18 protein-coding genes are annotated in these 22,144 nt (G+C 64.1%); 7 read left to right on the forward strand and 11 right to left on the reverse strand.

Going from position 1 to position 22,144, the window contains the following annotated elements; genetic code table 11:
- Nucleotides 1–50 precede the first annotated feature (50 nt).
- Nucleotides 51–1,667, forward strand: coding sequence for a bifunctional phosphoribosylaminoimidazolecarboxamide formyltransferase/IMP cyclohydrolase (gene purH, locus FJ936_RS16025; protein WP_141906765.1), 1,617 nt, complete (start codon nucleotides 51–53; stop codon nucleotides 1,665–1,667).
- 40 nt (nucleotides 1,668–1,707) lie between these two features.
- On the opposite strand, the gene FJ936_RS16030 is transcribed toward purH, so the two are convergent.
- A complete protein-coding gene (locus FJ936_RS16030; RefSeq protein ID WP_141906766.1) occupies nucleotides 1,708–3,081 on the reverse strand; it encodes an MFS transporter in 1,374 nt (457 codons plus the stop codon).
- An 85-nt stretch (nucleotides 3,082–3,166) separates the two neighbouring features.
- On the reverse strand, nucleotides 3,167–7,954 hold the full coding sequence (locus FJ936_RS16035) for an NAD-glutamate dehydrogenase (RefSeq protein ID WP_141906767.1): 4,788 nt from the start codon (nucleotides 7,952–7,954) through the stop codon (nucleotides 3,167–3,169).
- Between the two features lie 138 nt (nucleotides 7,955–8,092).
- Here FJ936_RS16035 and FJ936_RS16040 point away from each other — a divergent pair, with 138 nt between their 5' ends.
- Nucleotides 8,093–8,656: a peroxidase-related enzyme gene (locus FJ936_RS16040; protein ID WP_140822709.1), complete on the forward strand. Its 564-nt coding sequence runs from the start codon at nucleotides 8,093–8,095 to the stop codon at nucleotides 8,654–8,656.
- Nucleotides 8,657–8,797: 141 nt separating this feature from the next.
- A complete protein-coding gene (locus FJ936_RS16045) occupies nucleotides 8,798–10,618 on the forward strand; it encodes an aromatic amino acid ammonia-lyase (RefSeq protein ID WP_141906768.1) in 1,821 nt (606 codons plus the stop codon).
- A gap of 2 nt (nucleotides 10,619–10,620) precedes the next feature.
- Here FJ936_RS16045 and FJ936_RS16050 read toward each other — a convergent pair whose 3' ends face one another.
- On the reverse strand, nucleotides 10,621–11,232 hold the full coding sequence (locus FJ936_RS16050) for a LysE family translocator (protein ID WP_140616554.1): 612 nt from the start codon (nucleotides 11,230–11,232) through the stop codon (nucleotides 10,621–10,623).
- A gap of 432 nt (nucleotides 11,233–11,664) precedes the next feature.
- Between FJ936_RS16050 and FJ936_RS16055 the strand changes: the two genes are divergently transcribed.
- Nucleotides 11,665–12,291 (forward strand): DUF1062 domain-containing protein, encoded by a 627-nt coding sequence (locus FJ936_RS16055; protein ID WP_141906769.1) that lies wholly within the window; start codon nucleotides 11,665–11,667, stop codon nucleotides 12,289–12,291.
- A 58-nt stretch (nucleotides 12,292–12,349) separates the two neighbouring features.
- Here FJ936_RS16055 and typA read toward each other — a convergent pair whose 3' ends face one another.
- On the reverse strand, nucleotides 12,350–14,179 hold the full coding sequence (typA, locus tag FJ936_RS16060) for a translational GTPase TypA (protein WP_140790097.1): 1,830 nt from the start codon (nucleotides 14,177–14,179) through the stop codon (nucleotides 12,350–12,352).
- A 198-nt stretch (nucleotides 14,180–14,377) separates the two neighbouring features.
- Here typA and FJ936_RS16065 point away from each other — a divergent pair, with 198 nt between their 5' ends.
- The gene (locus FJ936_RS16065; protein ID WP_141906770.1) at nucleotides 14,378–14,659 is read left to right on the forward strand and encodes a hypothetical protein; all 282 of its coding nucleotides are present in this window, start codon (nucleotides 14,378–14,380) and stop codon (nucleotides 14,657–14,659) included.
- Nucleotides 14,660–14,852: 193 nt separating this feature from the next.
- Here FJ936_RS16065 and FJ936_RS16070 read toward each other — a convergent pair whose 3' ends face one another.
- A complete protein-coding gene (locus tag FJ936_RS16070; RefSeq protein WP_181171253.1) occupies nucleotides 14,853–16,136 on the reverse strand; it encodes an MFS transporter in 1,284 nt (427 codons plus the stop codon).
- 74 nt (nucleotides 16,137–16,210) lie between these two features.
- On the opposite strand from FJ936_RS16070, the gene FJ936_RS16075 reads away from it, so the two are divergent.
- Nucleotides 16,211–16,828, forward strand: coding sequence for a TetR/AcrR family transcriptional regulator (locus FJ936_RS16075; RefSeq protein ID WP_140616550.1), 618 nt, complete (start codon nucleotides 16,211–16,213; stop codon nucleotides 16,826–16,828).
- Between the two features lie 44 nt (nucleotides 16,829–16,872).
- Nucleotides 16,873–17,466: a hypothetical protein gene (locus FJ936_RS16080; protein WP_140790105.1), complete on the forward strand. Its 594-nt coding sequence runs from the start codon at nucleotides 16,873–16,875 to the stop codon at nucleotides 17,464–17,466.
- Nucleotides 17,467–17,475: 9 nt separating this feature from the next.
- Here the strand turns inward: FJ936_RS16080 and ppa are convergent, their stop codons facing one another.
- The 6 genes from ppa to FJ936_RS16110 form a co-directional block, all read right to left on the reverse strand.
- The gene (ppa, locus tag FJ936_RS16085; RefSeq protein WP_140616548.1) at nucleotides 17,476–18,009 is read right to left on the reverse strand and encodes an inorganic diphosphatase; all 534 of its coding nucleotides are present in this window, start codon (nucleotides 18,007–18,009) and stop codon (nucleotides 17,476–17,478) included.
- Nucleotides 18,010–18,199: 190 nt separating this feature from the next.
- Nucleotides 18,200–18,706: a GNAT family N-acetyltransferase gene (locus FJ936_RS16090; RefSeq protein ID WP_015315131.1), complete on the reverse strand. Its 507-nt coding sequence runs from the start codon at nucleotides 18,704–18,706 to the stop codon at nucleotides 18,200–18,202.
- A gap of 244 nt (nucleotides 18,707–18,950) precedes the next feature.
- The gene (locus FJ936_RS16095) at nucleotides 18,951–19,589 is read right to left on the reverse strand and encodes a TPM domain-containing protein (protein ID WP_140790107.1); all 639 of its coding nucleotides are present in this window, start codon (nucleotides 19,587–19,589) and stop codon (nucleotides 18,951–18,953) included.
- A gap of 9 nt (nucleotides 19,590–19,598) precedes the next feature.
- The gene (locus tag FJ936_RS16100; protein ID WP_140790109.1) at nucleotides 19,599–20,465 is read right to left on the reverse strand and encodes a YgcG family protein; all 867 of its coding nucleotides are present in this window, start codon (nucleotides 20,463–20,465) and stop codon (nucleotides 19,599–19,601) included.
- A gap of 28 nt (nucleotides 20,466–20,493) precedes the next feature.
- Nucleotides 20,494–21,306 (reverse strand): YgcG family protein, encoded by an 813-nt coding sequence (locus FJ936_RS16105; RefSeq protein WP_181763145.1) that lies wholly within the window; start codon nucleotides 21,304–21,306, stop codon nucleotides 20,494–20,496.
- 98 nt (nucleotides 21,307–21,404) lie between these two features.
- Nucleotides 21,405–22,043 carry a LemA family protein gene (locus FJ936_RS16110; protein ID WP_015315127.1) on the reverse strand — a complete coding sequence of 213 codons (639 nt, stop codon included), beginning with the start codon at nucleotides 22,041–22,043 and terminating at the stop codon, nucleotides 21,405–21,407.
- Between the last annotated feature and the right edge of the window lie 101 nt (nucleotides 22,044–22,144).

Here is a 22,144-nt window from a genome sequence, read left to right on the forward strand (position 1 = left end):
CATGTGCTACGGCGCGGGCACGCTCCTCCAGACAAGAAAGGCCGCCAGCCATGGCCGTTCCTGCCAAGAACATTCCTGCCCCGGACCTCGTTCCGGTCCGCCGTGCGCTGCTCTCCGTCTTCGACAAGACGGGCTTGATCGACTTTGCCAGGGCACTGGCCGCGGCCGGCGTCGAGCTGGTCTCCACCGGCGGCACGGCAAAAGCGATCGCCGAGGCCGGCATGGCGGTGCGCGACGTCTCCGAGCTCACCGGCTTCCCCGAGATCATGGATGGCCGCGTCAAGACGCTGCACCCGTCCGTGCATGGCGCGCTGCTTGGTGTGCGCGACGACCCCGAGCACGCATTGGCGATGCGCAAATACGGCATCGAGCCGATCGATCTCGTCGTCTCCAATCTTTACCCGTTCGAGGAAGTTCGCCGCTCCGGCGCCGACTACGCGGCGATCGTCGAGAACATCGACATTGGCGGCCCGGCGATGATCCGCGCGTCGGCCAAGAACCACGCCTATGTCGCCATCGTCACCGACCCCGGCGATTACGCCGCTGTGCTCAACGCGCTGGAGATGAACATCGGCTCTCTGTCGTTGGATTTCCGCAAGAAGCTGGCGGCGAAGGCCTTCGCCCGCACCGCCACCTACGATGCGGCGATCTCGGGCTGGTTCGCCGAGGCGCTGGAGATCGAGCATCCAACCTGGCGCGCTTTTGGCGGCAGGCTGGCCGAGGTGATGCGCTACGGCGAGAACCCGCACCAGGGCGCCGGCTTCTACGTCAATGGCGACAAACGGCCGGGCGTCGCCACGGCGCGGCAGCTGCAGGGCAAGCAGCTATCCTACAACAACATCAACGATACCGACGCCGCTTTCGAATTGGCCGGCGAATTCGATCCCAATCGCTCGGCCGCCGTCGCCATCATCAAGCACGCCAATCCGTGCGGCGTGGCCGAAGGCACATCGCTGAAAGCGGCCTACGCCAAGGCGCTCGCCTGCGACCCGGTCTCGGCCTTCGGCGGCATCGTCGCCTTGAACCGCACCCTTGACGCCGAGGCGGCCGAGGAAATCGTGAAAACCTTCACCGAGGTGATCATCGCGCCGGAAGCTACCGACGAGGCCGCTGCAATCATAGCTGCCAAGAAGAATTTGCGCCTGCTGGTCACCAGCGGCCTGCCGGACCCGCGCACGGCCGGCACGACGGTCAAGTCGGTTTCAGGCGGCCTGCTGGTCCAAGGCCGCGACAATGCCGTGGTCGACGACCTCGACCTGAAGGTGGTGACGAAGCGCGCACCGACGCTAGCTGAAATGGCCGATCTTAAATTCGCCTTCCGCGTCGCCAAGCACGTCAAGTCGAACGCCATCGTCTACGCCAAGGACGGCGCCACGGTCGGCATCGGCGCCGGCCAGATGAGCCGGGTCGATTCCTCGCGCATCGCCGTGCGCAAGGCGATCGACGCGGCGGAGGCGGCGGGCATGGCCGAGCCGTTGACCAAGGGCTCGGTGGTCGCTTCGGACGCCTTCTTCCCCTTCGCCGACGGCCTGCTGTCGGCCATCGAAGCCGGTGCCACCGCCGTGATCCAGCCGGGCGGTTCGATGCGCGACGACGATGTCATCGCCGCCGCCGACGAACATGGCATCGCCATGGTGTTCACCGGCGTACGGCATTTCCGGCACTAACCTGCCGCTCGGCGGCCAGTGGGGTGAATTATCGAAGCATCTACTCCGGCCGATCCGCCGGATATGGCGTGCGAACCAGGATCGCCATGCCGATGGCCAGGAACAAAATAATCGCCGCCATGCCAAGCCGGGCCGAGCCGCTGGTGGCGGTAATCGTCGCCACCATGAACGGCGCCAGGAAACTGGTCGCCCGACCGGCCAGCGCATAGATGCCGAAATAGCGACCGGATTCGGCTGCGGTCACGCTGCGCGCCATGTAGGAGCGCGACGAGGCCTGCACCGGCCCGAAAGCCAGGCCGATCAGCAGGCCGTACATGATGTAGGCCTTTTCGGCCGCCGTACCGAACAGGCCGCCTGAGTCGGCGGTCGAAAGCTGGATCAGGCCGAGCAGCGTGAATCCAGGCCCGGTCGAGACCACGCCGATAGTGGCGATGGACAGCATGACCAGCGAAATCATCACCACCGCCTTGGAGCCCAGCGCGGTGTCCAGGCGGGCGGCGACCCAGCAGCCGAAGATGGCGACGATATTGAGGATGATGCCGAACATCCCGATCTCGGTGATCGACCAGTGGAACATGCCCGCCGCGAAGGTGCCGCCCAGCGCCAGCAAGGCATTGACGCCATCCTGGTAGATCATGCGGGCGACGAGAAAGCGGAAGATGCCGCCGCGCTTGCGCACCTCGGCCAGCGTCGATTTCAGCTCCGACAGGCCCTCGCGCACCGCCGGCCCGATCGGGATGCCCTTGATGGCGTCGGGCGTAAAGAAAAACATCGGCAGGATGAACAGGAAATACCAGCCGGCCGACAGCGGCCCTGTGGCGCGAGCATCCTCGCCCAGCTGCGGATCGAGCCCGAACAGCGGGGTGATGCCGATGATCGTCTTGCCGGTCTCCGGCGAGCCGGCCAGGCAGGTGACGACGAAGATCAGTGCGATCATGCCGCCGAGATAACCGAGGCCCCAGGCCACGTTGGAGATGCGGCCGATCTCGCTCTTCGGGACCAGCCGCGGCATCATGGAATCGTTGAAGACAGTGGAGAACTCCGCTGCCACCGAGGCCAGCGAGAACAGCGCCACGACCAGGAACAGGTTGGAACCCGGCGCGGCGAACCAGAGCAAGGTGAGACTGGTGATCTTGATCGCCGCGAAAAACGCGATCCACGGCTTGCGCGGCCCGGTCTGGTCGGCGATCGATCCGAGGATCGGCGATAGCACCGCGATGACCAGCCCGGCTGCGGCGATGCCATAACCCCAGACGGCCTGGCCAGTGGTTGGATCGCCCGCCATGCGCGAAACGAAATAGGGGCCGAAGATGAAGGTGGTGACGACCGTGAAGAACGGCTGCGCCGCCCAGTCGAAGAACATCCAACCCCAGATGCCGCGCCCGGATGCCCGCTGCACTGTCTCTACCGCCATAGTGATTCCCCCGGCGTCCGCTCCGCCCATTTCGGGCGCCATGTCTGCATGTTTCGAATGATCATGCAAACGGACAACCGCTGGCTCACATGCCCGTCAGATCGCTCATCAGCCCCGACGCAACCGACAGCCGCGACACGGTGATGTCGCCGCCCTCCGTCAACGCCTGCAGCCGTTCGCGGATGCGCGCCACCCGCTCGCCACCAGCTTCGAGCCAGGCCGCCACCGGATCGGCCGCCTCGGCATGGCCGGTAAGCGCGGCGATAGCGATGCCGCGCCGCGCCGCGCCGATCGTGTCGGTGGCGCGGGACAGAGCGAGCTGGTCATAATAGTCCGATGGCGTGATCGAGCGCGCCGCATCCTCGACGCGCGGGATGCGGAAGGCATCGCTGACGGCGAAGAACGCCTTGGCCGCCGCGACGATATCGGCACCGGCGGTGCGGGCCGTCAGCGCGACGTCGGGGATGAGCTCCGCCGCCTCGCTCATCGCCAGCTGCTCGGCCAGCTTTTCCGGTGCGCCCGCCTTGAACAGCGCGTGCCGCTTCTCCTCGATCCGCTCGCGCGAAAAAGCCGGCAGCAGCGAAACGAGCTTGGGCTCCAGCGCCTTGCGCGCATCCTGCAGTTCGGCGATGCGCTGGCCGAGCGGTGCCGTGCCGGCATCGTTCTTCAGGTACCAGCCGCTGCTCATGTAGATAAGCCGGCTCACCATCTGATAGAGATCGAGTTGCACCTGGCCGTCGACCTGGTTGTCGAGCGCGTCGATCTCGCGATAGAGCGCAGGCAGCGCAAAGCCATCGCGCACCACGGCGAAGGTGCGCACTACATCTGCTGCGGTGCGCCCCGTCGCCTCCTGAAGCCGGTTGACGAAGGATGGCCCACCGCGATTGACCAGATCGTTGGTCACGACACGCGCGATGATCTCGCGGCGCAGCCGGTGGCCATGGATCTCGGAAGCGTATTTCTTCGCCATCCGGTCCGGGAAATAGCCCATCAGGTCGCGGTCGAAATGCGCATCGTCAGGCACGTCGCTGGCGACGATGTCGGAAAACAGCACGATTTTGGCATAGGCGAGCAGCACGCCGAGCTCGGCCCGGGTCAACGGCTCGCCGCGCGCCTCGCGCTCGGCAAGCGCTGCCGGCGACGGCAGTGTTTCCACGACACGATCGAGCAGGCCGCGTGCCTCCAGCGCCGTCATGAAGCGGCTCTGATGCGCGATGTCGGCGAGGCCGCGCTTGCGGGCAATCGAAAGCGCCAGCGTCTGCTGGTAGTTGTTGGACAGCACCAGCCCGCCGACCTCGTCGGTCATCTCGGCCAGCAGCTTGTTGCGCGCCGGCCGCGTCAGCGATCCCTTGCGCATTGCCGACGCCAGAGCGATCTTGATGTTGACCTCGACGTCGGAGCAGTTGACGCCGCCCGAATTGTCGATCGCGTCGGAGTTGCAGCGGCCGCCATTCATGCCGAACTCGATGCGCGCCCGCTGCGTCACACCCAGGTTGGCGCCCTCGCCGATCACCTTGGCGCGCACGTCGAGCGCCGTGATGCGGATGGCGTCGTTGGCACGGTCGCCGACCTCGGCATTGGTCTCGGTCGATGCCCTGAGATACGTGCCGATGCCGCCGAACCACAAGAGGTCGACCGGCGCCTTGAGAATGGCGGTCATGATCTCGACCGGCGCGGCGGTCGTCTTGGCAAGTCCGATCGCCGCCGCCGCGGCAGCCGGCAAGGTGATCGATTTCTGGCTGCGCGAAACGATGACGCCGCCATCCGACAGCTTGGTCTTGTCATAGTCCTGCCAGCTCGAACGCGGCAGCGCGAACATGCGCTCGCGCTCTGCCATCGAGGCCGCCATGTCGGGATCGGGATCGATGAAGATGTCGCGATGGTCGAAAGCGGCGATCAGCCGCGTTTTCGGCGACAACAGCATGCCATTGCCGAACACGTCGCCCGACATGTCGCCGACGCCCACGACAGAGAAGGGCGAGGTCTGGATGTCGCGGTTCATCTCGCGGAAATGCCGCTTGACCGCTTCCCAGGCGCCCTTGGCGGTGATGCCCATCTTCTTGTGGTCGTAGCCGGCCGAACCGCCGCTGGCGAAGGCATCGTCGAGCCAGAAGCCGTGCTTTTTGGAGATGGCGTTGGCGGTGTCGGAGAAGGTTGCCGTGCCCTTGTCGGCGGCGACGACGAAATAAGGATCGTCCTGGTCGCGGCGCACGACACCTGCCGGTGGAATGACGCCGTCCAGGCCGATATTGTCCGTGATCGAGAGCAGGCTGGAAACGAAGTTCTTGTAAGCCGATGTGCCGGCCTCGAAGATCGCGTCGCGTCCGGCGCTCATCGGCAGTTTCTTGGGATAGAAGCCACCCTTGGCGCCGACCGGCACGATGACGGCGTTCTTGACCTGTTGCGCCTTGACCAGGCCGAGCACCTCGGTGCGATAGTCCTGGGCGCGGTCGGACCAGCGCAAGCCGCCACGCGCAACCGGGCCGAAGCGCAGGTGCAGGCCTTCGACCTCCGAGCCGTAGACGAAAATTTCGCGCCATGGCCGCGGCGCCGGCAATCCCTCGACCGCCTGCGACTCGAGCTTGATCGCCAGCGACTGGCCTTTCTCTTTCGTATCGGCAACGAAATGATTGGTGCGCAGCGAGGCTTCGATCAAATTGAGGTAGCGGCGGATGATGGTGTCGTCGTCAATGTTAGGCACATCCTCCAGCGCATCCTTGATCTTGGCCTTGAGGTGCTTTGCCGCCACCACGCCTTCGGTTTCGGCCGTCGGGCCGAGCCGGGCGATGAACAGCGCGTGCAGGCCGCGCGCGATCTCGGGATAGCGGTTGAGTGCGGCGGCGATGAAATCCTGGCTCTGCGGGATGCCGACCTGCTGCAGGTAACGGCCATAGGCACGCAGGATGGTGATCTCGCCCGACCACAGGCCGGCGGTCTGGGCGAGGCCGTTATAGCCGTCATTGTCGACGTCGCCCCGCCACACCGACAGGAAAGCGTCCTCGAACAGCGCGCCGCCGTCGGCGAGGTCGATCGGCTTGCCGTAGCTGTTCTCCAGTTCCATGTCGTGGATGAAGACTAGGCCCGACTGGTCGTCGCCGACTTCGAAAGTCCGCTCGCTGATGACCCGGAAGCCGATGTTCTCCAGCACCGGAACGCGCCGCGACAGTGCCACCGGGCTGCCATGGTGATAGATCTTCAGCGCCGCCTGGTGCGGCTTCTGCTCGGCATGGCGGTAATAATCGATGGCGATCGGATTGCCTGCGCTGATCTTGGCGATTCGTCCGGCATCGGCCAGCGCCACGCCAGCGCTGAACGTATCCCGGTAGCTCTCTGGCAGCCGCGCGGCGATGGCTTTCAACGCCGGGTCGCTGCCGCTGGCTTCGGCCGCATCGGCAAGCGCATCTTCCCAGGTGCGCACGATGTCGCGGATCGCCGCCTCTATCGTCGCCTGCTCGACCTTCGGCGTCTTGCCGCCGGAGCGGCCGATGATGAAGTGCACGCGCGCCAGCCCGCCTTCCGGGAAAGCCGGGTAATAGGCCGACAGCCGGCCCTCGAACGCGGTTTTCAGATAGGTGCCGATCTTCTCGCGCACGACGCTGTCGTAGCGGTCGCGCGGCACGAAGACGAGGATCGAGACGAAACGGTCGAACTGGTCGACGCGCACCAGCGCCCGCACGCGCGGCCGCTCGACCAGGCCCAGAATGGCAGCGGCATGCTTGCGCAGGATCGGCACCGGAACCTGGAACAGCTCGTCGCGCGGATAGCTTTCCAGCACGTTGATCAGCGCCTTGCCGGAGTGGTCGTGGCGGTCGAACCCCGACTTGGCGATGATGGTTTCGGCCTTGGACCTGAGATACGGGATCTTCATCACCGAGCGCGTGTATGCGGTCGAGGTGAACAGGCCGACGATGCGCAGTTCGCCCGCCAACGTGCCTTTGGCGCTGTAGGTCTTGACGCCGATGTAATCGAGATAGATGCGCCGGTGCACCAGCGACTTGGCATTGGCCTTGGTGACGATCAGCGGCTCCGGTCCGTGCAGGAAAGCGCGGATTTCCGGCGTCGTCGTCACCGCTTCGGTGCCGCGTCTCAGCACCAGCACGTCCGGGTCGGTCAGGATGCCGAGGCCGGGTTTTTCGGCCCGCTCCAGATTGCCGCTTTCCTCGCCGCCGGTGTACTTGAATTCACGCATGCCAAGGAAAGTGAAATTGTCGTCGCGCAGCCACTCCAGGAAGGCGATCGCCTCGGCGACGCTCTTCTTGTCGAGCGGCACCGCCGAATAGCGGAATTCGGAGATGGCCTGATCGAGCCGGGCCAGCATCGGCCGCCAGTCGTTGACGGCGGCATGGACCTGGCCGAGCATCTTGCGCAGCCGCTCGGCCAGGCCATTTGCTTGTTCGGGCGTCAGCCGGGGAATATGGACATGGATCACGCTGAGCCGGTCGTGGCTGCCGTCATCCCTGGCGAAATTGCCATCGCCGAGGATTTCGTCGACACCCGTCTTGCCATGGCGGACCGTAATCACCGGATGGGTGACCAGGGTCGGTTCGCCGGCGGTTTCTGTAACCTCGCCGAGGATGGAATCGAACAGGAATGGCATGTTGTCGTTGACCACCGTGATGACGGTCACCGGACGGCCTTCGCGAACCACGCCCGAATCGGCGTCGACGGCGACGACGCACTCACCCTTTTTGTGGGCGGCGACCGCCTGGCCGGCGAGATCGGCGGCACGCTCGAGGTCGGCCACGTCATAGGCGGCGATATCCTCCGCCGGCGCGCGGGCGAGCAGGTAATCGGCGAGCCTGGCCGGTCTGTCATCGGCCTTTGCCGCAGGTGCCTTCTTCTTCGACTTAGCTGCGGATTTTACGCTGGCCATGACGCTTCTTCCCTCCCGTCGCATGCTTTTGCGACTATGGTAGCAGATGACCGCTGTTTGGCGACAAAGGTTTGACGGCTTGCCAAGAATTCTCGGAATTCGGCGGCAAGGCTTCGCATGACGAGGAGAAATGACACGATGAACGGCAAAATCACCGCGCTAGACCTGGCCGCCGGAGAGCTGAGCGAGCCGACAAAAGCCTATTTCGCCAAATGCGAGGAAAAGCTCGGCCTCGTCCCCAACGTGCTCAAGGCCTATGCCTTCGACGACAAGAAGCTGCGCGCCTTCACCGACATGTACAATGATTTGATGCTGGGCGAGTCCGGCCTGTCGAAGCTGGAACGCGAGATGATCGCGGTCGCCGTCTCCTCCGTCAACCACTGCTACTATTGCCTGACCGCGCATGGCGCGGCGGTGCGCCAGCTCTCGGGCGATCCTTTGCTTGGTGAGATGATGGTGATGAATTTCCGTGTCGCCGATCTTTCGCCGAAGCAAACGGCAATGCTCGACTTCGCCGTCAAGCTGACCGAGGAGCCGGCCAGGATCGTCGAGGCCGATCGCGCGGCCCTGCGCCAGGCCGGCTTCAGCGATCGCGACATCTGGGATATCGCCTCGACCGCGGCCTTCTTCAACATGTCGAACCGTGTCGCGGCCGCGATCGACATGCGGCCGAACGACGAATACCATGCCATGGCGCGATAGGGCCACGCGCGTTCCACCATCGGTCCTACTTCGCATCAAGCGTTGACAGGCGAATGCCGCCGGCTAGTTTTCCGGGAAACAAAATTTCCGAGGGGTGAACTTGATGCCCGAGGCCAACGCTTCGTGAATGGGAGTCCCCCTATGCTTGATGCAATTGCCAAACCCGGGGTTTTTCTCCGCGCCCTGACCATGACGCTGGCGCTTGCCACTCCACCCGCCCACGCCTTCGAGGCGGTGACAGCCTACCAGCCCATTTTCGAGACAGCCGCGGCCAAGACGATAACGCTGACTGGCCATGACCTGACCGTCGAACAGGTCATCGACATCGCTCGCAACGGCGCCAAGGTCGAGCTCAGCCCCGAGGCGCTGCAACGTTCGGCGGACGCTTATGGCCTGCTGCTCGAAGGTGCTGCCGAAGGTGTCACCATCTACTGGTTCAACCGTGGCGCCGGCGACCAGCGCGAGACGGTGATCTTCTCGGGCGATCCGACGACACCGGAAAACAGCAAGCTGCTCAAGGATCAGCAGCTCGCCCGCTTCAAGGGCGGCGTCAACAGAGGCTACGGGCCGGAGCTGCAGGAAGAAGCGCTGGTACGCGCCATCATGGCGATCCGCGCCAACACCATGTCCTACGAGGCTGCCAGCCCGCAGCTGACGCATATGCTGGTCGACATGCTGAACAAGCGGATGACGCCGGTCGTGCAATCGCGCGGCACGCTAGGCGAAGGCGACCTCGCGACGCTGGGCAATATCGGCGCGGCCATGGTCGGCGAAGGCGAAGCCTATCTCGATGGCGTCCGCATGCCGGCCACACAGGCCCTTTCGCAGGCCGGTCTGAAGCCTCTCGAGCCTTTCGCCGCCGACCAGGCCGCGCTGATCAGCACCAACGCCTACGCACAGGCACAGGCCGTGCTTTTGCTGGAGGACGCGCGAAAACTGCTGGAGTGGACCGACCTCAGCTACGCCATGGGGCTGAACGGCATGAATTCCAGCGTGACGCCGATTTCCGCACCCGTGCAATCCATGCGGCCTTACCCATGGCTGACATGGGATGCCGCGCGGGTCATGGACATGATCAAGGGCAGCTATCTCTTCGACGAGGATCAGGCCCGCATCATCCAGGATCCGGAAAGCATGCGCGCCTCCAGCCAGCGTCAGGGCTCGGCCTGGCAGGCCTGGGCGGATCTGCGCCAATCCGTGCTGCTCTCCATCAATTCGTCGGATCACAATCCGGCCGTGCTGCCGGGCCTGACGCCGCAGAGCTCGCCTGAGCTGAGCACGCCGCAATTCATGAAATATTATATCAAGGGCGGGCCGCTGAGCGGCGGCAAGTCCGGCTATATCTTCTCCAACGCCAACTGGGATCCCTATCCCATGGCCAATCAGGTCGAGGCTTTCACCATCTCTCTCACCAATCTCGGTGTCGCGGTGGCGCAGCGCATCGAGCGCTTCCGCAATCCCTTCTTTACCGTGATCAAGCCGATCGATGTGCTGAAGCCCGACGAGCGCAAGGACATCCCGACCTTCGATGGCTATCTGCCGACCGATCTCTGGCAGGAACTGGCCGACCTCGGCACGCCGGTGACGCCGAATGGCCAGGCGATCGTCGCCACCGTCGAGGATCTGGAAGGGCAGACCCGCATCAAGACGCAACGCGCCCGCGAGGCGGTCGACATATCCTTCCATCTCTTGGCGCAGGACCTGTTGACGGCAAGCTATTGGATGGAAATCCGCAAGGCGCAGAACCCGCAGCGGAAATTCGGCGAGGCGCCAACCGCGGCGCTCGAGGCGCTGCGCCAGGTGATCCCCTGGCACCAGGCGGCATCGGAACGGCAAAAACGGCCGCTCGGCATGGTCGCCTACGATTTCATGCAGGAGAACCCGGCCTCGAAATTCTATTCCGGCGGACCGCAGGCGCCGAAGGCGGCCGCCATGCCTGCGGCCGGCGTCTTGCCCAGATAGCCTTACCGCGCCGCGATGGCCGCCGCCGCACCGGCCATCGTCGTGGCGCTGACGCGGTTGGCGATCTTCATGGCGCGCTTGCTCCTGAGGAGCTTACGCGCCTGCGAGGCGGCGAGCACCCAGGCGAGATCGATGGCGATCAGCACCACCGCCATGGTCGCCGTCAGTTCGACCCAGCCGACGAGACTGACCGAAGCGAGGTCGATGATGGTCGGCAACAGCGCCAGGTAAAACATCATGATCTTGGGATTGCCGAGCGTGACGGCCATGCCGGCGAAAAAAAGCTTGCCGGCCGAATCCTCACGCGGCATCTCGCCCTCCTTGGCGTCGACAGGCGCCGTCCACATCTTCCAGGCGAGATAGGCCAGGTAGAGAACGCCGATCCATTTCACAACGACGAAAGCGAAATGGAAGGTCTGCGCCACCACGGCCAGCCCAAACACCGCCAGCGACAGCCAGATGCCTTCGCCGATCCACATGGCAAGCAGGAACGGAAACACATCGCGAAACCCCTTCGAGATAACGCGCGCGACAAGCGCCGCGATCGATGGGCCAGGCGAACCGGCGGCCACGAACAAGGCGGCGGCGAAAATCAGCAGCGAGGCGAGGTGCATGGCGAGGGTCTCCGCGTCAGGGCTTCACCAACCACAATAACCCGACAGCTGCGTCTCTGGCAAAGGCAAGACAATATGGGCCATGGGCGCTGACTCCTACGGCGTGACTTGCGGAGCCCCTTGCAGCCCCAGCGTCACGCCGCTAGAAGGGCCGCCGCGACACAATTTCGAGCTTCACTTTGCCCCAGTAACCAGCGGTCTCGTCAACTCCCCCGGCACACTTGCACCGCATCAGCGGTGCCTGTTTGTATTTCATGTGTTCCTTTGGGCGGCGGTTCGAGACCGGTTTGGCACTGCTGAACCGCTGTCGCTCGGCTTCCCGCCAGCGACACCTGACGTCACAATCTCCGCAGCCGCCCGCCACGCCGCGCCCGCATGGGCATCTCGATAGCGCCGACCGGATGAACTTCCCAACGGGAAGGACTTACCGGCATGTCTTGCGCCCTGCGCGTCCACTGGGCGATCGCGCCAGAAATCGCACCACGACCCCTGATCAACTGCAATCACTGTGGCTTCGTGAAAGCCTACCGCTGCAGCGAGAAATTCCGCGTCAACGCCAACGGCAAGCGCATCGACGTGTGGCTGATCTATCGCTGCGTCGACTGCGACAATTCCTGGAATTTCGGCATTTTCGAGCGCTGCAACCGGCGCGATATCGCGCCGGCACTGCTGGCGGCGCTCGAAAGCAATGATCCGGCACTGGTCCGGAGCCATGCCTTCGACATCGTCGCCCTGCGCAACCAGGTGGGACGCGTCGAAGAGTTCCCTGACGCCATCGTGCGCAAGCAGGTGATCGGCGGGATTAAGCAAGGCGCGACGGTGCTGGAGCTCCGACTTGGTCTGGAAATACCGGTATCGTTGAGGCTTGACCGGCTGCTCGCCAACGAACTCGGCATCTCGCGGTCGCGCCTTCACGCACTGGACGAGCGGAGGCTGCTGACCATCGAGCCGGATGGAGCAAAGGCCCTGCGCAAACCGGTCCGAGAGGGAGCGACAATCCGCATCGATCTCGCCAGCGAGCCCGACCGGCGGACCATCATCTCGGCCGCTGGTGGATGAACGAAAGAGGGCGGAGAACAAGTGCTCCGCCCCCTCAAACTCTCGGAAAAGGGAAACTTTACGCCGCGCCGACCGCCTTCGACGACTTCTCGAAACGCTTGCGCTCGTTCGGGTCGAGATAGAGTTTGCGCAGGCGAATGGTCTTCGGCGTCACCTCGACCAGTTCGTCGTCCTGGATCCAGGCCAGCGCGCGCTCCAGCGTCATGCGGATCGGCGGGGTGAGCTTGACCGCCTCGTCCTTGCCGGCGGCGCGGATGTTGGTCAGCTTCTTGCCCTTCAGCACGTTCACTTCGAGATCGTTGTCCCGGCTGTGGATGCCGATGATCATCCCCTGATAGACCTTGACGCCGGGATCGATGACCATCGGACCGCGATCTTCAAGGTTCCACATGGCGTAAGCCACCGACTCGCCCTGTTCGTTGGAGATCAGCACGCCGTTGGTGCGGCCAGGCAACTCGCCCTTGTAGGGCTCGTAGGCATGGAACAGCCGGTTCATCACGGCGGTGCCGCGCGTATCGGTCAACAGTTCCGACTGGTAGCCGATCAGGCCGCGCGTCGGCGCGCGGAAGACGATGCGCTGGCGGTTGCCGCCCGAGGGACGCAGCTCGACCATTTCGGCCTTGCGCTCCGACATCTTCTGCACGACGACGCCGGCATGCTCCTCGTCGACGTCGATGACGACTTCCTCGACCGGCTCCAGCAATTCGCCATTCTCGCCCTTCTGCATGACGACGCGCGGACGCGAGACGGCGATCTCGAAACCTTCGCGGCGCATGGTCTCGATCAGGACGGCGAGCTGCAATTCGCCGCGGCCGGAAACGAAGAACGAATCCTTGTCGGGCGATTCCTCGATTTTCAGCGCGACATTGCCTTCGGCCTCGCGCAGCAGACGGTCACGGATGACGCGACTGGTCACCTTGTCGCCTTCGGTGCCAGCCAACGGGCTGTCGTTGACGAGGAAGGACATGGTCACGGTCGGCGGATCGATCGGCTGTGCATGCAGCGCCTCGGTCACCGCCAGGTCGCAGAACGTGTCGGCGACGGTGCCCTTGGACAGGCCGGCGATGGCGACGATGTCACCCGCCTGCGCTTCTTCGATCGGCTGACGCTCAAGGCCGCGGAAAGCGAGAATCTTTGAAATGCGGCCGGTCTCGATCTGGGTGCCGTCATTGTGCAGCACCTTGACCGCCTGGTTGGACTTCAGCGTGCCGCTCTCGATGCGGCCGGTGATGATGCGGCCGAGGAACGGGTTTGCTTCCAGGATGGTGCCGATCATGCGGAACGGGCCGGGATGAACGGTTGGCGCCGGCACATGCTTGATGACGAGGTCGAACAGCGGCGCAAGCTGCTGGTCCTTCGGGCCTTCCGGATTTTCCGACACCCAGCCGTCGCGGCCCGAACCATAGAGGATCGGGAAGTCGAGCTGCTCGTCGGTGGCGTCGAGCGCGGCGAACAGGTCGAACACCTCGTTGACCACCTCGACATGGCGCGCGTCCGGCCGGTCGATCTTGTTGATGACGACGATCGGCCTCAAGCCGACCTTGAGCGCCTTGCCGACGACGAACTTGGTCTGCGGCATCGGCCCTTCGGCGGCGTCGACCAGCACGATGGCGGAATCCACCATCGACAGGATGCGCTCGACCTCACCACCGAAATCGGCGTGGCCGGGCGTGTCGACGATGTTGATGCGCGTGTCCTTCCAGTCGACCGAGGTCGCCTTGGCCAGGATGGTGATGCCGCGTTCCTTTTCGAGATCGTTGGAATCCATGGCGCGCTCGGCGACGCGCTGGTTGTCGCGGAAGGAGCCGGACTGTTTCAAAAGCTGGTCGACCAGGGTGGTCTTTCCATGGTCGACGTGCGCGATGATCGCGATATTACGGAGGTTCATGATTCTGGTCTCGGAAGCGTTGCAGGCAGCAGGCCAAAGGCGCTGCCTCTTTCGGTTGCGCGGCTCATACAGGGTTTTTCGCAGTTGCGAAAGGGGACGCGCGATACCAAATACTCATCAAATCTTAAGCATCTGCGTGTGAAATGATTTTGTTAACCAAGGCGGGAACCTTTTCAGGGCCCGGACAGTTCGAACGTCATGACCGATAGACTCAACCGATTTTGGCCGCTTATCGCGTCCGCCGCCTTTGCGATGCTGCTGGCGGCCAACGCCGCGCAGTCGGCGGCGACGCTGAAGGAAACGCGGCCGGCCATGCCGGCCGATGCGCCTTCCGCGCAGCAGGCCTTTGCCGACGCGCCCGACGGCGTCGACCCCGTGGTGACCGGGCCGGTCAGTGCCGCCTTCAAGCAGAGACAGGCGAGCGCCAACTGCGACACGGCGGTCTGGCCCAACATTCCAATGGTCTGCTACCCCGACTGATCGTTCGCGCCCGTTCTTACACGCTGAGGTGTGTTGAGATTCAGGTCAGGCCGGGCCGAAAATAGTGGCTTTCGAGAATCCGAGCGGAGCGTACATTTTGTACGTGAGCTCAATTCTACTGCGACGCAGTAGAACTGAGAAGCGCAGGAATCCGCCGTTTGCAGGCCGGCCTCACCTGAATTATCGACGCGCCTCAAGCCGCCTGCGGTTCGGGATCGAAGGCCGGCCGGCTGGTGTTGATCAGGAGCGAAATACAAGCCGCCGCGATCGCCGTCATGCCGGCAATCAGGAACGCCAGTTCGTAGTTGCCCTGCAGTTCGCGCATGGTGCCGCCGAAGGCAGCGGCGGTGGCGGCACCCACCTGATGGCCGGCCACGATCCAGCCGAACACGATCGGCCCGCTGCGGTCGCCGAAGGCTTCGTTGGCGAGCCTTAAAGTCGGCGGCACGGTGGCGATCCAGTCGAGGCCATAGAGCACCGCGAAGATGATCAGGCTGGTTGCCGAGAAGCCGGAATAGGGCAAATAGATCAGCGACAGGCCACGGATGGCATAGTAGACGCCGAGCAGCTTGCGCGGATCGTAGCGGTCGGTGAGCCAGCCGGACAGCGTGGTGCCGATCAGGTCGAAAATGCCCATCATCGACAACAGGCCGGCGGCCTGCACCTCGCCGATGCCCATGTCGCCGCAGAAGGCGATCAGATGGGTGCCGACCAGCCCGTTGGTGGTGAAGCCACAGACGAAGAAAGTGGCGAACAGGTACCAGAAAACCCGCGTGCCGGCGGCGCGGCGCAGCGTGCTGAGCGTATGCGCCAGGAAATTGCCTTGTGATGCGGGCGAAGTCGGCGGCACTTCATCCGCCTGGGCGCCATAACGCACCATTCCGATCGAGGCAGGGCGCTCCGGCACCAGCAACCAGACCAGAGGGATCAACGCCGCGGTGGCGATCGCGACAGCGATGACGACAGGCTGCCAGCCGCCTGACTGGGCGAGCGAGGCGATGAGCGGCAGGAAAATCAGCATGCCGGTGGCGCTGGAGGCCGACATCAGCCCCATGACAAGACCGCGATTGGTCTTGAACCAGCGGTTGACGATGGTGGCGCCAAGGACGCTGGCGACAGCGCCGGATCCGATGCCGGAAAAAACGCCCCAGGTGATGAACAGATGCCATGGCTTGGTCATCAGCAGGCTGAGCGTGGTCGAAGCCGACATCACCACCAGCGACGCCAGCAGCGTGCGGCGCAGCCCGATGCGCTCCATGAGCGCGGCGGCGAACGGACCGGTCAGCCCATAGAGCAGGATGCCGACGCCCGCGGCCAGCGAAATGACGTCGCGCCGCCAGCCGAAGCTGTTTTCGAGCGGCAGCATCATGACGGAAGGCGCCGAGCGCAGGCCGGCCGCGATCAGCAGGCAGAGGAAGATGACGCCCACCACCACGAAAGCGTAGCGCTGGCCAAAGGGACGGGATTGAGCTATCATGTTACTGACCGGTACGTTGCAAGATGGGAGCATGTATACGTACCGATCGGTAACATTGTCAATCGAGTCCCATGATGCCAAGCGACAAAAATATTGAACTGACCATCAGCGACGGTCATGCGTCGGCGCCACCGAAGGCCGCCAAGAAGATCCTCGACGTGGCCTATGACCTGTTCTACCGGCGCGGTATCCGGGCGATCGGCGTCGACGAAATCGTCAAGCGTGCCGGCGTCACCAAGCCCAGCCTCTATCGCAGCTTTCCCTCCAAGGACGAGCTGGCCGCCTCCTACCTCAGGCAATACGATCTTGAATATTGGGAGCGTTTCGACGAGGCCGTCGCCGCCAACCCCGGCGACCCGCGCGCTCAGATCAAGGCTTTCCTGACCCGCATCGGCAAGCGAACGCAAGTGGCGGGCTATCGCGGCTGCGGCATGACCAATGCGGCGGTCGAATATCCCGATCACAGCCATCCGGCTCGCGTCGTCAGCGAGGCCAACAAGCAGGAATTGCGCCGCCGCTTGCGCGCCATGGCGGCTGCGATGGGCGCGCAAGACCCCGACACGCTGGGCGACGGGTTGCTGCTGCTTATCGAAGGCGCCTATATCAGCGGCCAACTGTTCGGCCTCGGCGGACCCGCGCAGTCGGTTGCCCGCAACGCCGACCTGCTGATCGAAGCCAGCTTGAAGAAATAGCGATTGGCGATACGCTGGGACGACCTCCAACTGAGATCTCCGCCATGCGCAGCCTGTTGATCCCGCTCACCTTCGCCGGCCTTTGCCAGGCGGCACAGGCCGGCGACATATCCAGCACCTACACCGACCTCGACTGGAAGAAGGACTGCGTGACCTATGCGCAGGCCGGGCAGGGCGACGGCGACTGGGCCGACCTCGCCTGCTCCGGCTATCGCGGCTATCCCGTGCTGGTCGGATATGACGACGCCCGCGAATCGCTGTTCTATGGTTTTCCGCCCGGCGGCGACATGACGTCCAGCTGGGAAAGTTTTTCCGCCTTGAATTCGTCCGGAGCCAAGGTCGAGTGGCGCGTCGAAACCAATGGCGACAAAGCCGTGCCGTTCGCGGTCATCCACCGCCGCTCGATCAGCAATGGCGAGGACGAGACCAAGAAGACCGAGGTGCTGCTCGTCGCCAAGGTCGCCCAGATGGACGCCCGGGACGGCTGCACCGTCGGCCTGGTGTTGGCCACCGGTAACCCCGCCGCCAACGACCAGGCGCGCAAGATCGCCGACGAGAAGGCGAAAGGCTTCGCCTGCGGCAAGGACAAGCGCGTGGTGATTGGCGACGTGCCGGCTTTCGGCCGGGTCGATAACTGACCGCTCGAGCTACTTGCTCGCCTTCGCCCGGTCGATCGCGTCCATGATCATCTTCTTGGCGTATTTGGAATCATGCCAGCCCTCGATCTTGACCCATTTGCCGGGTTCCAGATCCTTGTAGTGCTCGAAGAAGTGCTGCACCTGCTGGCGCGTGATGTCGGGCAGCTGCGTGTATTCGGTGACGTTCTCGTAGCGCAGTGTCAGCTTCGGTGACGGCACCGCGATGATCTTTTCGTCCTGGCCGGCATTGTCTTCCATGATCAGCACGCCGATCGGCCGCACGTTGATCACGCAGCCCGGCACCAAAGCGCGGGTGTTGCAGATCAGCACGTCAATCGGGTCGCCGTCGCCCGACAGCGTGTGCGGCACGAAACCGTAATTGCCGGGGTAGCGCATCGAGGTGTGCAGGAAGCGGTCGACGAACAGCGTGCCGGCCTCCTTGTCCATCTCGTACTTGATCGGCTCGCCGCCGATCGGCACCTCGATGATGACATTGACGTCCTCAGGCGGATTCTTTCCGGTGGCTATGGCTTCGATGCGCATGTCTTTTGTCCCTCTCTCGGTCGGCAGGAGATAGCGGGCGGCGCAAAATGGTGCAATGCGGCGAATGGTGCTTACAGGCGTCCGGCGAGACGCGATGGCGGTCGACCCGTTCAATCATCGGCACAAGATGTTTCAAGGTCGTGATGTGCGTGAGCCCGGGACCACGCGTTCCGCGATTATCCCCAGGCGGTCACTCCCAGACGAAGGCGACCTTCTTCAGCGCCTTCTGCTCGAAAATCTCGACCCCTTCGGCGATGTCGCGGCCGCCGGCCCCGGCATAGAAGGCAAGTGCGTTCTGATTGTCTTCCAGCGCCCACACCACCATGCCTTTCAGCCCATGGTCGGCGAGACGTGCCCTGGCCGCCGAAAACAGCCGCCTGCCGAGCCCGATGCCCTGATATTCCGGGCGCAGGTACAATTCGTAGATCTCGCCCTGCTGCTTGAGTTCCTTGGCGCGGTTCTTGCCGATCGTCGCGTAGCCGGCGATCGTGCCGCCGATCTCGACGACCAGGACGGTGGCGGCGCGGCGGATAGCGTTGGCCCACCAGTCGCTTCCGCGACGGTTGATCATAGATGTCAGCGTGCGGTGCGGAATGATTCCGCTATACGCGCCGCGCCAAGCCTCGAGGTGCACTTCGGCGATGGCGCCGGCATCGCGCGGGTCTGCCTTCCGAATGTCGATCGTCAGCGTATTCATGATTTGTTAACCATAAACCCGCATCGCCCGATTGCAAGAGTCCCGGCGGCCGATGGTCCGCTTTCGCACAGACGATCATGACACTGCCGACATTGGCCAAAGCCTGCCTGAAAACGCGCTCAGCCGAGGCGGATGGCGCGGCTTTCGAGTACCGAAGCGCAGCGGACTTTTAGGTCCGTAGGCATCGGAAGCGCAGAAAGCCGCGTCAGGCGTCCGGCTGAGTAGCGTTTGCAGGTAGGGCTTTTCAGATTTCGACCAGATGGTCGTCGAGCTCGTTGATATCGCCCGAAGTGACCGGGAAGTGCTCGGCCAGCACGGCCCCGACCCCCTCGATCGCCTTGACGAAACCGTCGGCAAGCCGATCGTGGCCGGCATGCGCGGTCAGATCGCGCACCACGCCGTCCCAGACATGCTGGCCGACCTTGGCAGCGATGCCCGAATCGGCGAGCACTTCGGCGTAGCGCTCGGCGATCGAGACGAAGATCAGCACGCCGGTGCGCGCCGTGGTGCGGTGGACGTTGCGGGCGAGGAACTGCTTGAGCGCATTGGCGTGCGCAGCCTGATAGCGCAGCCGACGCGGCACCATATGGATGCGCAGGCCGGGCAGCGTCCACAACAGGGCCAGCACGCAGGCCATGGCCAGCAACTGAGCGATGACGAAATGTGGCAGGCGGATGGTGAGCCACCAGGCCTCCAGCCCATAGGCGACCGCGAGGCTGACGACCAGCATGCCGAGGGTCGCCATCAAGGCTGCGGGAGCTAAGTAGCCATCGCTGGCATGCGCCACGACGCAGTAGATCTCGCCGTCGGTTTGCGCTTCGGCGGCGCGGATCGCAGCGGCGATGCGCTCATGATCCTGCGGGCTGATCGGTCGTGTCGCCATGATCTTGTCTCACCAGCTTCCTGAAGAACCGCCACCGCCGGACGAGCCGCCGCCACCGGAAAACCCGCCGCCACTGCTTGATCCCGACGACCAGCCACTGCCGGAACCACCCGAGGACCAGCCGCCGCCCGACGACCTTGTCGTCCAGCCGCTGGTTCCGGATGATCCGCCCGCACCCTGGCCATAACGAAACGTCATGCCCAGCCATCGATACACGCCCGGCGACAGCTTTGTGCCGAACATCGGCGGCAGGAAGGCCATTGCCAGGCCACCGAAGAACATCGTCGCCCACAGGATCAGGAACACCGCGACGACCGGATCCATGGGGGTGCTGCTGTCGGCGGGATTGCGCCGGCCGCGCGCCTCCAACTCCTCCGGATTGCCGTTCAGCACCATGATCATGTCGTCGACGGCCTTGGAGATGCCACCCGGGAAATCGCCGGCGCGGAAGGCCGGCACCATGTCGTTCTCGATGATCAACTTGGTGTGCAGGTCGGTCAGCGTGCCTTCCAACCCGTACCCGACCTCGATGCGCATCTTGCGGTCGTTTGGCGCGACCAAAAGCAGGACGCCGTTGTTCTCCTTGGCCTGGCCGAGCTTCCAGAAGCGGAACAGCCGGTTGGCGTAGGGCTCGATCTCCTCGCCGCCGAGGCTGGGAATGGTGGCGACGACGATCTGGTCCGAGCCCTTGGTTTCGAAGTCGGCGAGTTTTTGGGTCAGCGCCGCACGTGTGCCGGCATCGATGATGCCGGCATTGTCGACCACGCGGCCGGTGAGAGCCGGAAGGTCGGCGGCCACGGCGGTGACCGAGGCAAGCAGCAGAGACGCCAGGATGATCAAGGCCAGGCGCAGCCGCGCCGCGCATTGGCCAGGCATTGAAGGGACGGCAGCCCTTACCATGGCCTTACCAGCTTCCCGAGGAGCCGCCGCCGCCGGACGAACCGCCGCCGCCGGAAAAACCGCCACCGGAGGACCAACCGCCGGAGGACCAACCGCCGCCGCCGGACGACCAGCCGCCGGACGATGATCGCCGGTGCGGCTCGAAGGTCATGCCGAGCCAGCGATAGCGTCCGGGCCCGAGTTTCTGGCCGAAGATCGGCGGCAGGACCGAGGCCGCGATGCTGCCGAAGAAAATGATCGCCCAGATGCCGATAAAAATGGCGAAGAACAGGTCGTCGGAATTGAATGGTGCCTGCTCGTTGCGCTTGCCGCGCGCTTCCAGTTCTTCCGGATTGCCCTCCAGCACCATGATCATGTCGTCGACGGCCTTGGAGATGCCGCCCGGGAAATCGCCGGCGCGGAAGGCCGGCACCATGTCGTTCTCGATGATCAGTTTGGTGTGCAGGTCGGTCAGCGTGCCTTCCAACCCGTACCCGACCTCGATGCGCATCTTGCGGTCGTTTGGCGCGACCAAAAGCAGGACGCCGTTGTTCTCCTTGGCCTGGCCGAGCTTCCAGAAGCGGAACAGCCGGTTGGCGTAGGGCTCGATCTCCTCGCCGCCGAGGCTGGGAACGGTGGCGACGACGATCTGGTCCGAGCCCTTGGTTTCGAAGTCGGCGAGTTTTTGGGTCAGCGCCGCACGTGTGCCGGCATCGATGATGCCGGCATTGTCGACGACGCGGCCGGTCAGCGCCGGAAGATCGGCGGCGAAGGCGGCGAACGGGAGGAAGAGGATGCCGGCAAGAAGGCCAAGAAAGGAAAGGTGGGCGTTCCGCAGCGCCCCCCTTGAGGAGGAGATGTCCGGCAGGACAGAGGGGGGTGTTTGCACGCCGGCGGTCCGTCTTTTCGGGAATTCGTTCCGAGGACAGTCGCCGTTCACCCGCCCTGCTTCGTGCCGAAATCGACCTTCGGCGGCTGCATCTTGTCTTCGTCGACGGTGAAGTTGGCGAAGGGCTCGTTGCCGCGGAACCAGAATGTCGCCCACAGTACCGACGGGAAGGTCTTCAGCGTCAAATTGTAGTCCCTGACCGCCTGGATGTAGTCGCGCCGCGCCACCGCGATGCGGTTCTCCGTGCCTTCGAGCTGCGCCTGCAGCGCCAGGAAATTCTGGTTGGCCTTGAGGTCGGGATAGGCTTCCGACACCGCGATCAGCCGCGACAGCGCGCTGGTCAGCCCGGCCTGGGCATCCTGAAACTTCTTGAGGGCTTCCGGATCCTTCAGCGTTTCGGGCGTCACCGTGATCTGCGTCGCCTTGGCGCGCGCTTGGACAACCGCGTCGAGCGTGTCCTTTTCATGCGAGGCATAGCCCTTGACCGTCTCGACCAGATTGGGAATGAGGTCGGCGCGGCGCTGATACTGGTTCAACACCTCGCTCCATGCCGCCCTGGCGTTTTCTTCCGCCGTCGGGATCGTGTTGTAGCCGCAGCCGGCAAGCAGCGGCAGCACGATTGCCATCATCAGGAAGGCGGGCAACGTGCGAAATGTCGATGGTCGAGCAAGGCGCTGGGCAAGCATGAAGGGATCCCTCGATAGAAGTTGCATCCGAAGCATTACCACAATCGGCGCGCAAGAAAACGGCCTCGGCCTCTGAAGCAGGCTCGGCATGAATTGTGCCC

The sequence above is a fragment of the Mesorhizobium sp. B2-4-13 genome (assembly GCF_006658535.1).
Taxonomy (GTDB): domain Bacteria; phylum Pseudomonadota; class Alphaproteobacteria; order Rhizobiales; family Rhizobiaceae; genus Mesorhizobium; species Mesorhizobium australicum.

Excerpts from the sequence above, each read along its gene's own strand:
- FJ936_RS16045 (WP_141906768.1), top strand. The coding sequence starts at position 8,798 with ATGCTTGATGCAATTGCCAAACCCGGGGTTTTTCTCCGCGCCCTGACC.
- FJ936_RS16110 (WP_015315127.1), bottom strand. The coding sequence starts at position 22,043 with ATGCTTGCCCAGCGCCTTGCTCGACCATCGACATTTCGCACGTTGCCC.
- FJ936_RS16055 (WP_141906769.1), top strand. The coding sequence starts at position 11,665 with ATGTCTTGCGCCCTGCGCGTCCACTGGGCGATCGCGCCAGAAATCGCA.
- FJ936_RS16090 (WP_015315131.1), bottom strand. The coding sequence starts at position 18,706 with ATGAATACGCTGACGATCGACATTCGGAAGGCAGACCCGCGCGATGCC.
- purH (WP_141906765.1), top strand. The coding sequence starts at position 51 with ATGGCCGTTCCTGCCAAGAACATTCCTGCCCCGGACCTCGTTCCGGTC.
- FJ936_RS16035 (WP_141906767.1), bottom strand. The coding sequence starts at position 7,954 with ATGGCCAGCGTAAAATCCGCAGCTAAGTCGAAGAAGAAGGCACCTGCG.
- typA (WP_140790097.1), bottom strand. The coding sequence starts at position 14,179 with ATGAACCTCCGTAATATCGCGATCATCGCGCACGTCGACCATGGAAAG.
- ppa (WP_140616548.1), bottom strand. The coding sequence starts at position 18,009 with ATGCGCATCGAAGCCATAGCCACCGGAAAGAATCCGCCTGAGGACGTC.
- FJ936_RS16100 (WP_140790109.1), bottom strand. The coding sequence starts at position 20,465 with ATGCCTGGCCAATGCGCGGCGCGGCTGCGCCTGGCCTTGATCATCCTG.
- FJ936_RS16070 (WP_181171253.1), bottom strand. The coding sequence starts at position 16,136 with ATGATAGCTCAATCCCGTCCCTTTGGCCAGCGCTACGCTTTCGTGGTG.
- FJ936_RS16040 (WP_140822709.1), top strand. The coding sequence starts at position 8,093 with ATGAACGGCAAAATCACCGCGCTAGACCTGGCCGCCGGAGAGCTGAGC.
- FJ936_RS16065 (WP_141906770.1), top strand. The coding sequence starts at position 14,378 with ATGACCGATAGACTCAACCGATTTTGGCCGCTTATCGCGTCCGCCGCC.
- FJ936_RS16030 (WP_141906766.1), bottom strand. The coding sequence starts at position 3,081 with ATGGCGGTAGAGACAGTGCAGCGGGCATCCGGGCGCGGCATCTGGGGT.
- FJ936_RS16075 (WP_140616550.1), top strand. The coding sequence starts at position 16,211 with ATGCCAAGCGACAAAAATATTGAACTGACCATCAGCGACGGTCATGCG.
- FJ936_RS16080 (WP_140790105.1), top strand. The coding sequence starts at position 16,873 with ATGCGCAGCCTGTTGATCCCGCTCACCTTCGCCGGCCTTTGCCAGGCG.
- FJ936_RS16095 (WP_140790107.1), bottom strand. The coding sequence starts at position 19,589 with ATGGCGACACGACCGATCAGCCCGCAGGATCATGAGCGCATCGCCGCT.
- FJ936_RS16050 (WP_140616554.1), bottom strand. The coding sequence starts at position 11,232 with ATGCACCTCGCCTCGCTGCTGATTTTCGCCGCCGCCTTGTTCGTGGCC.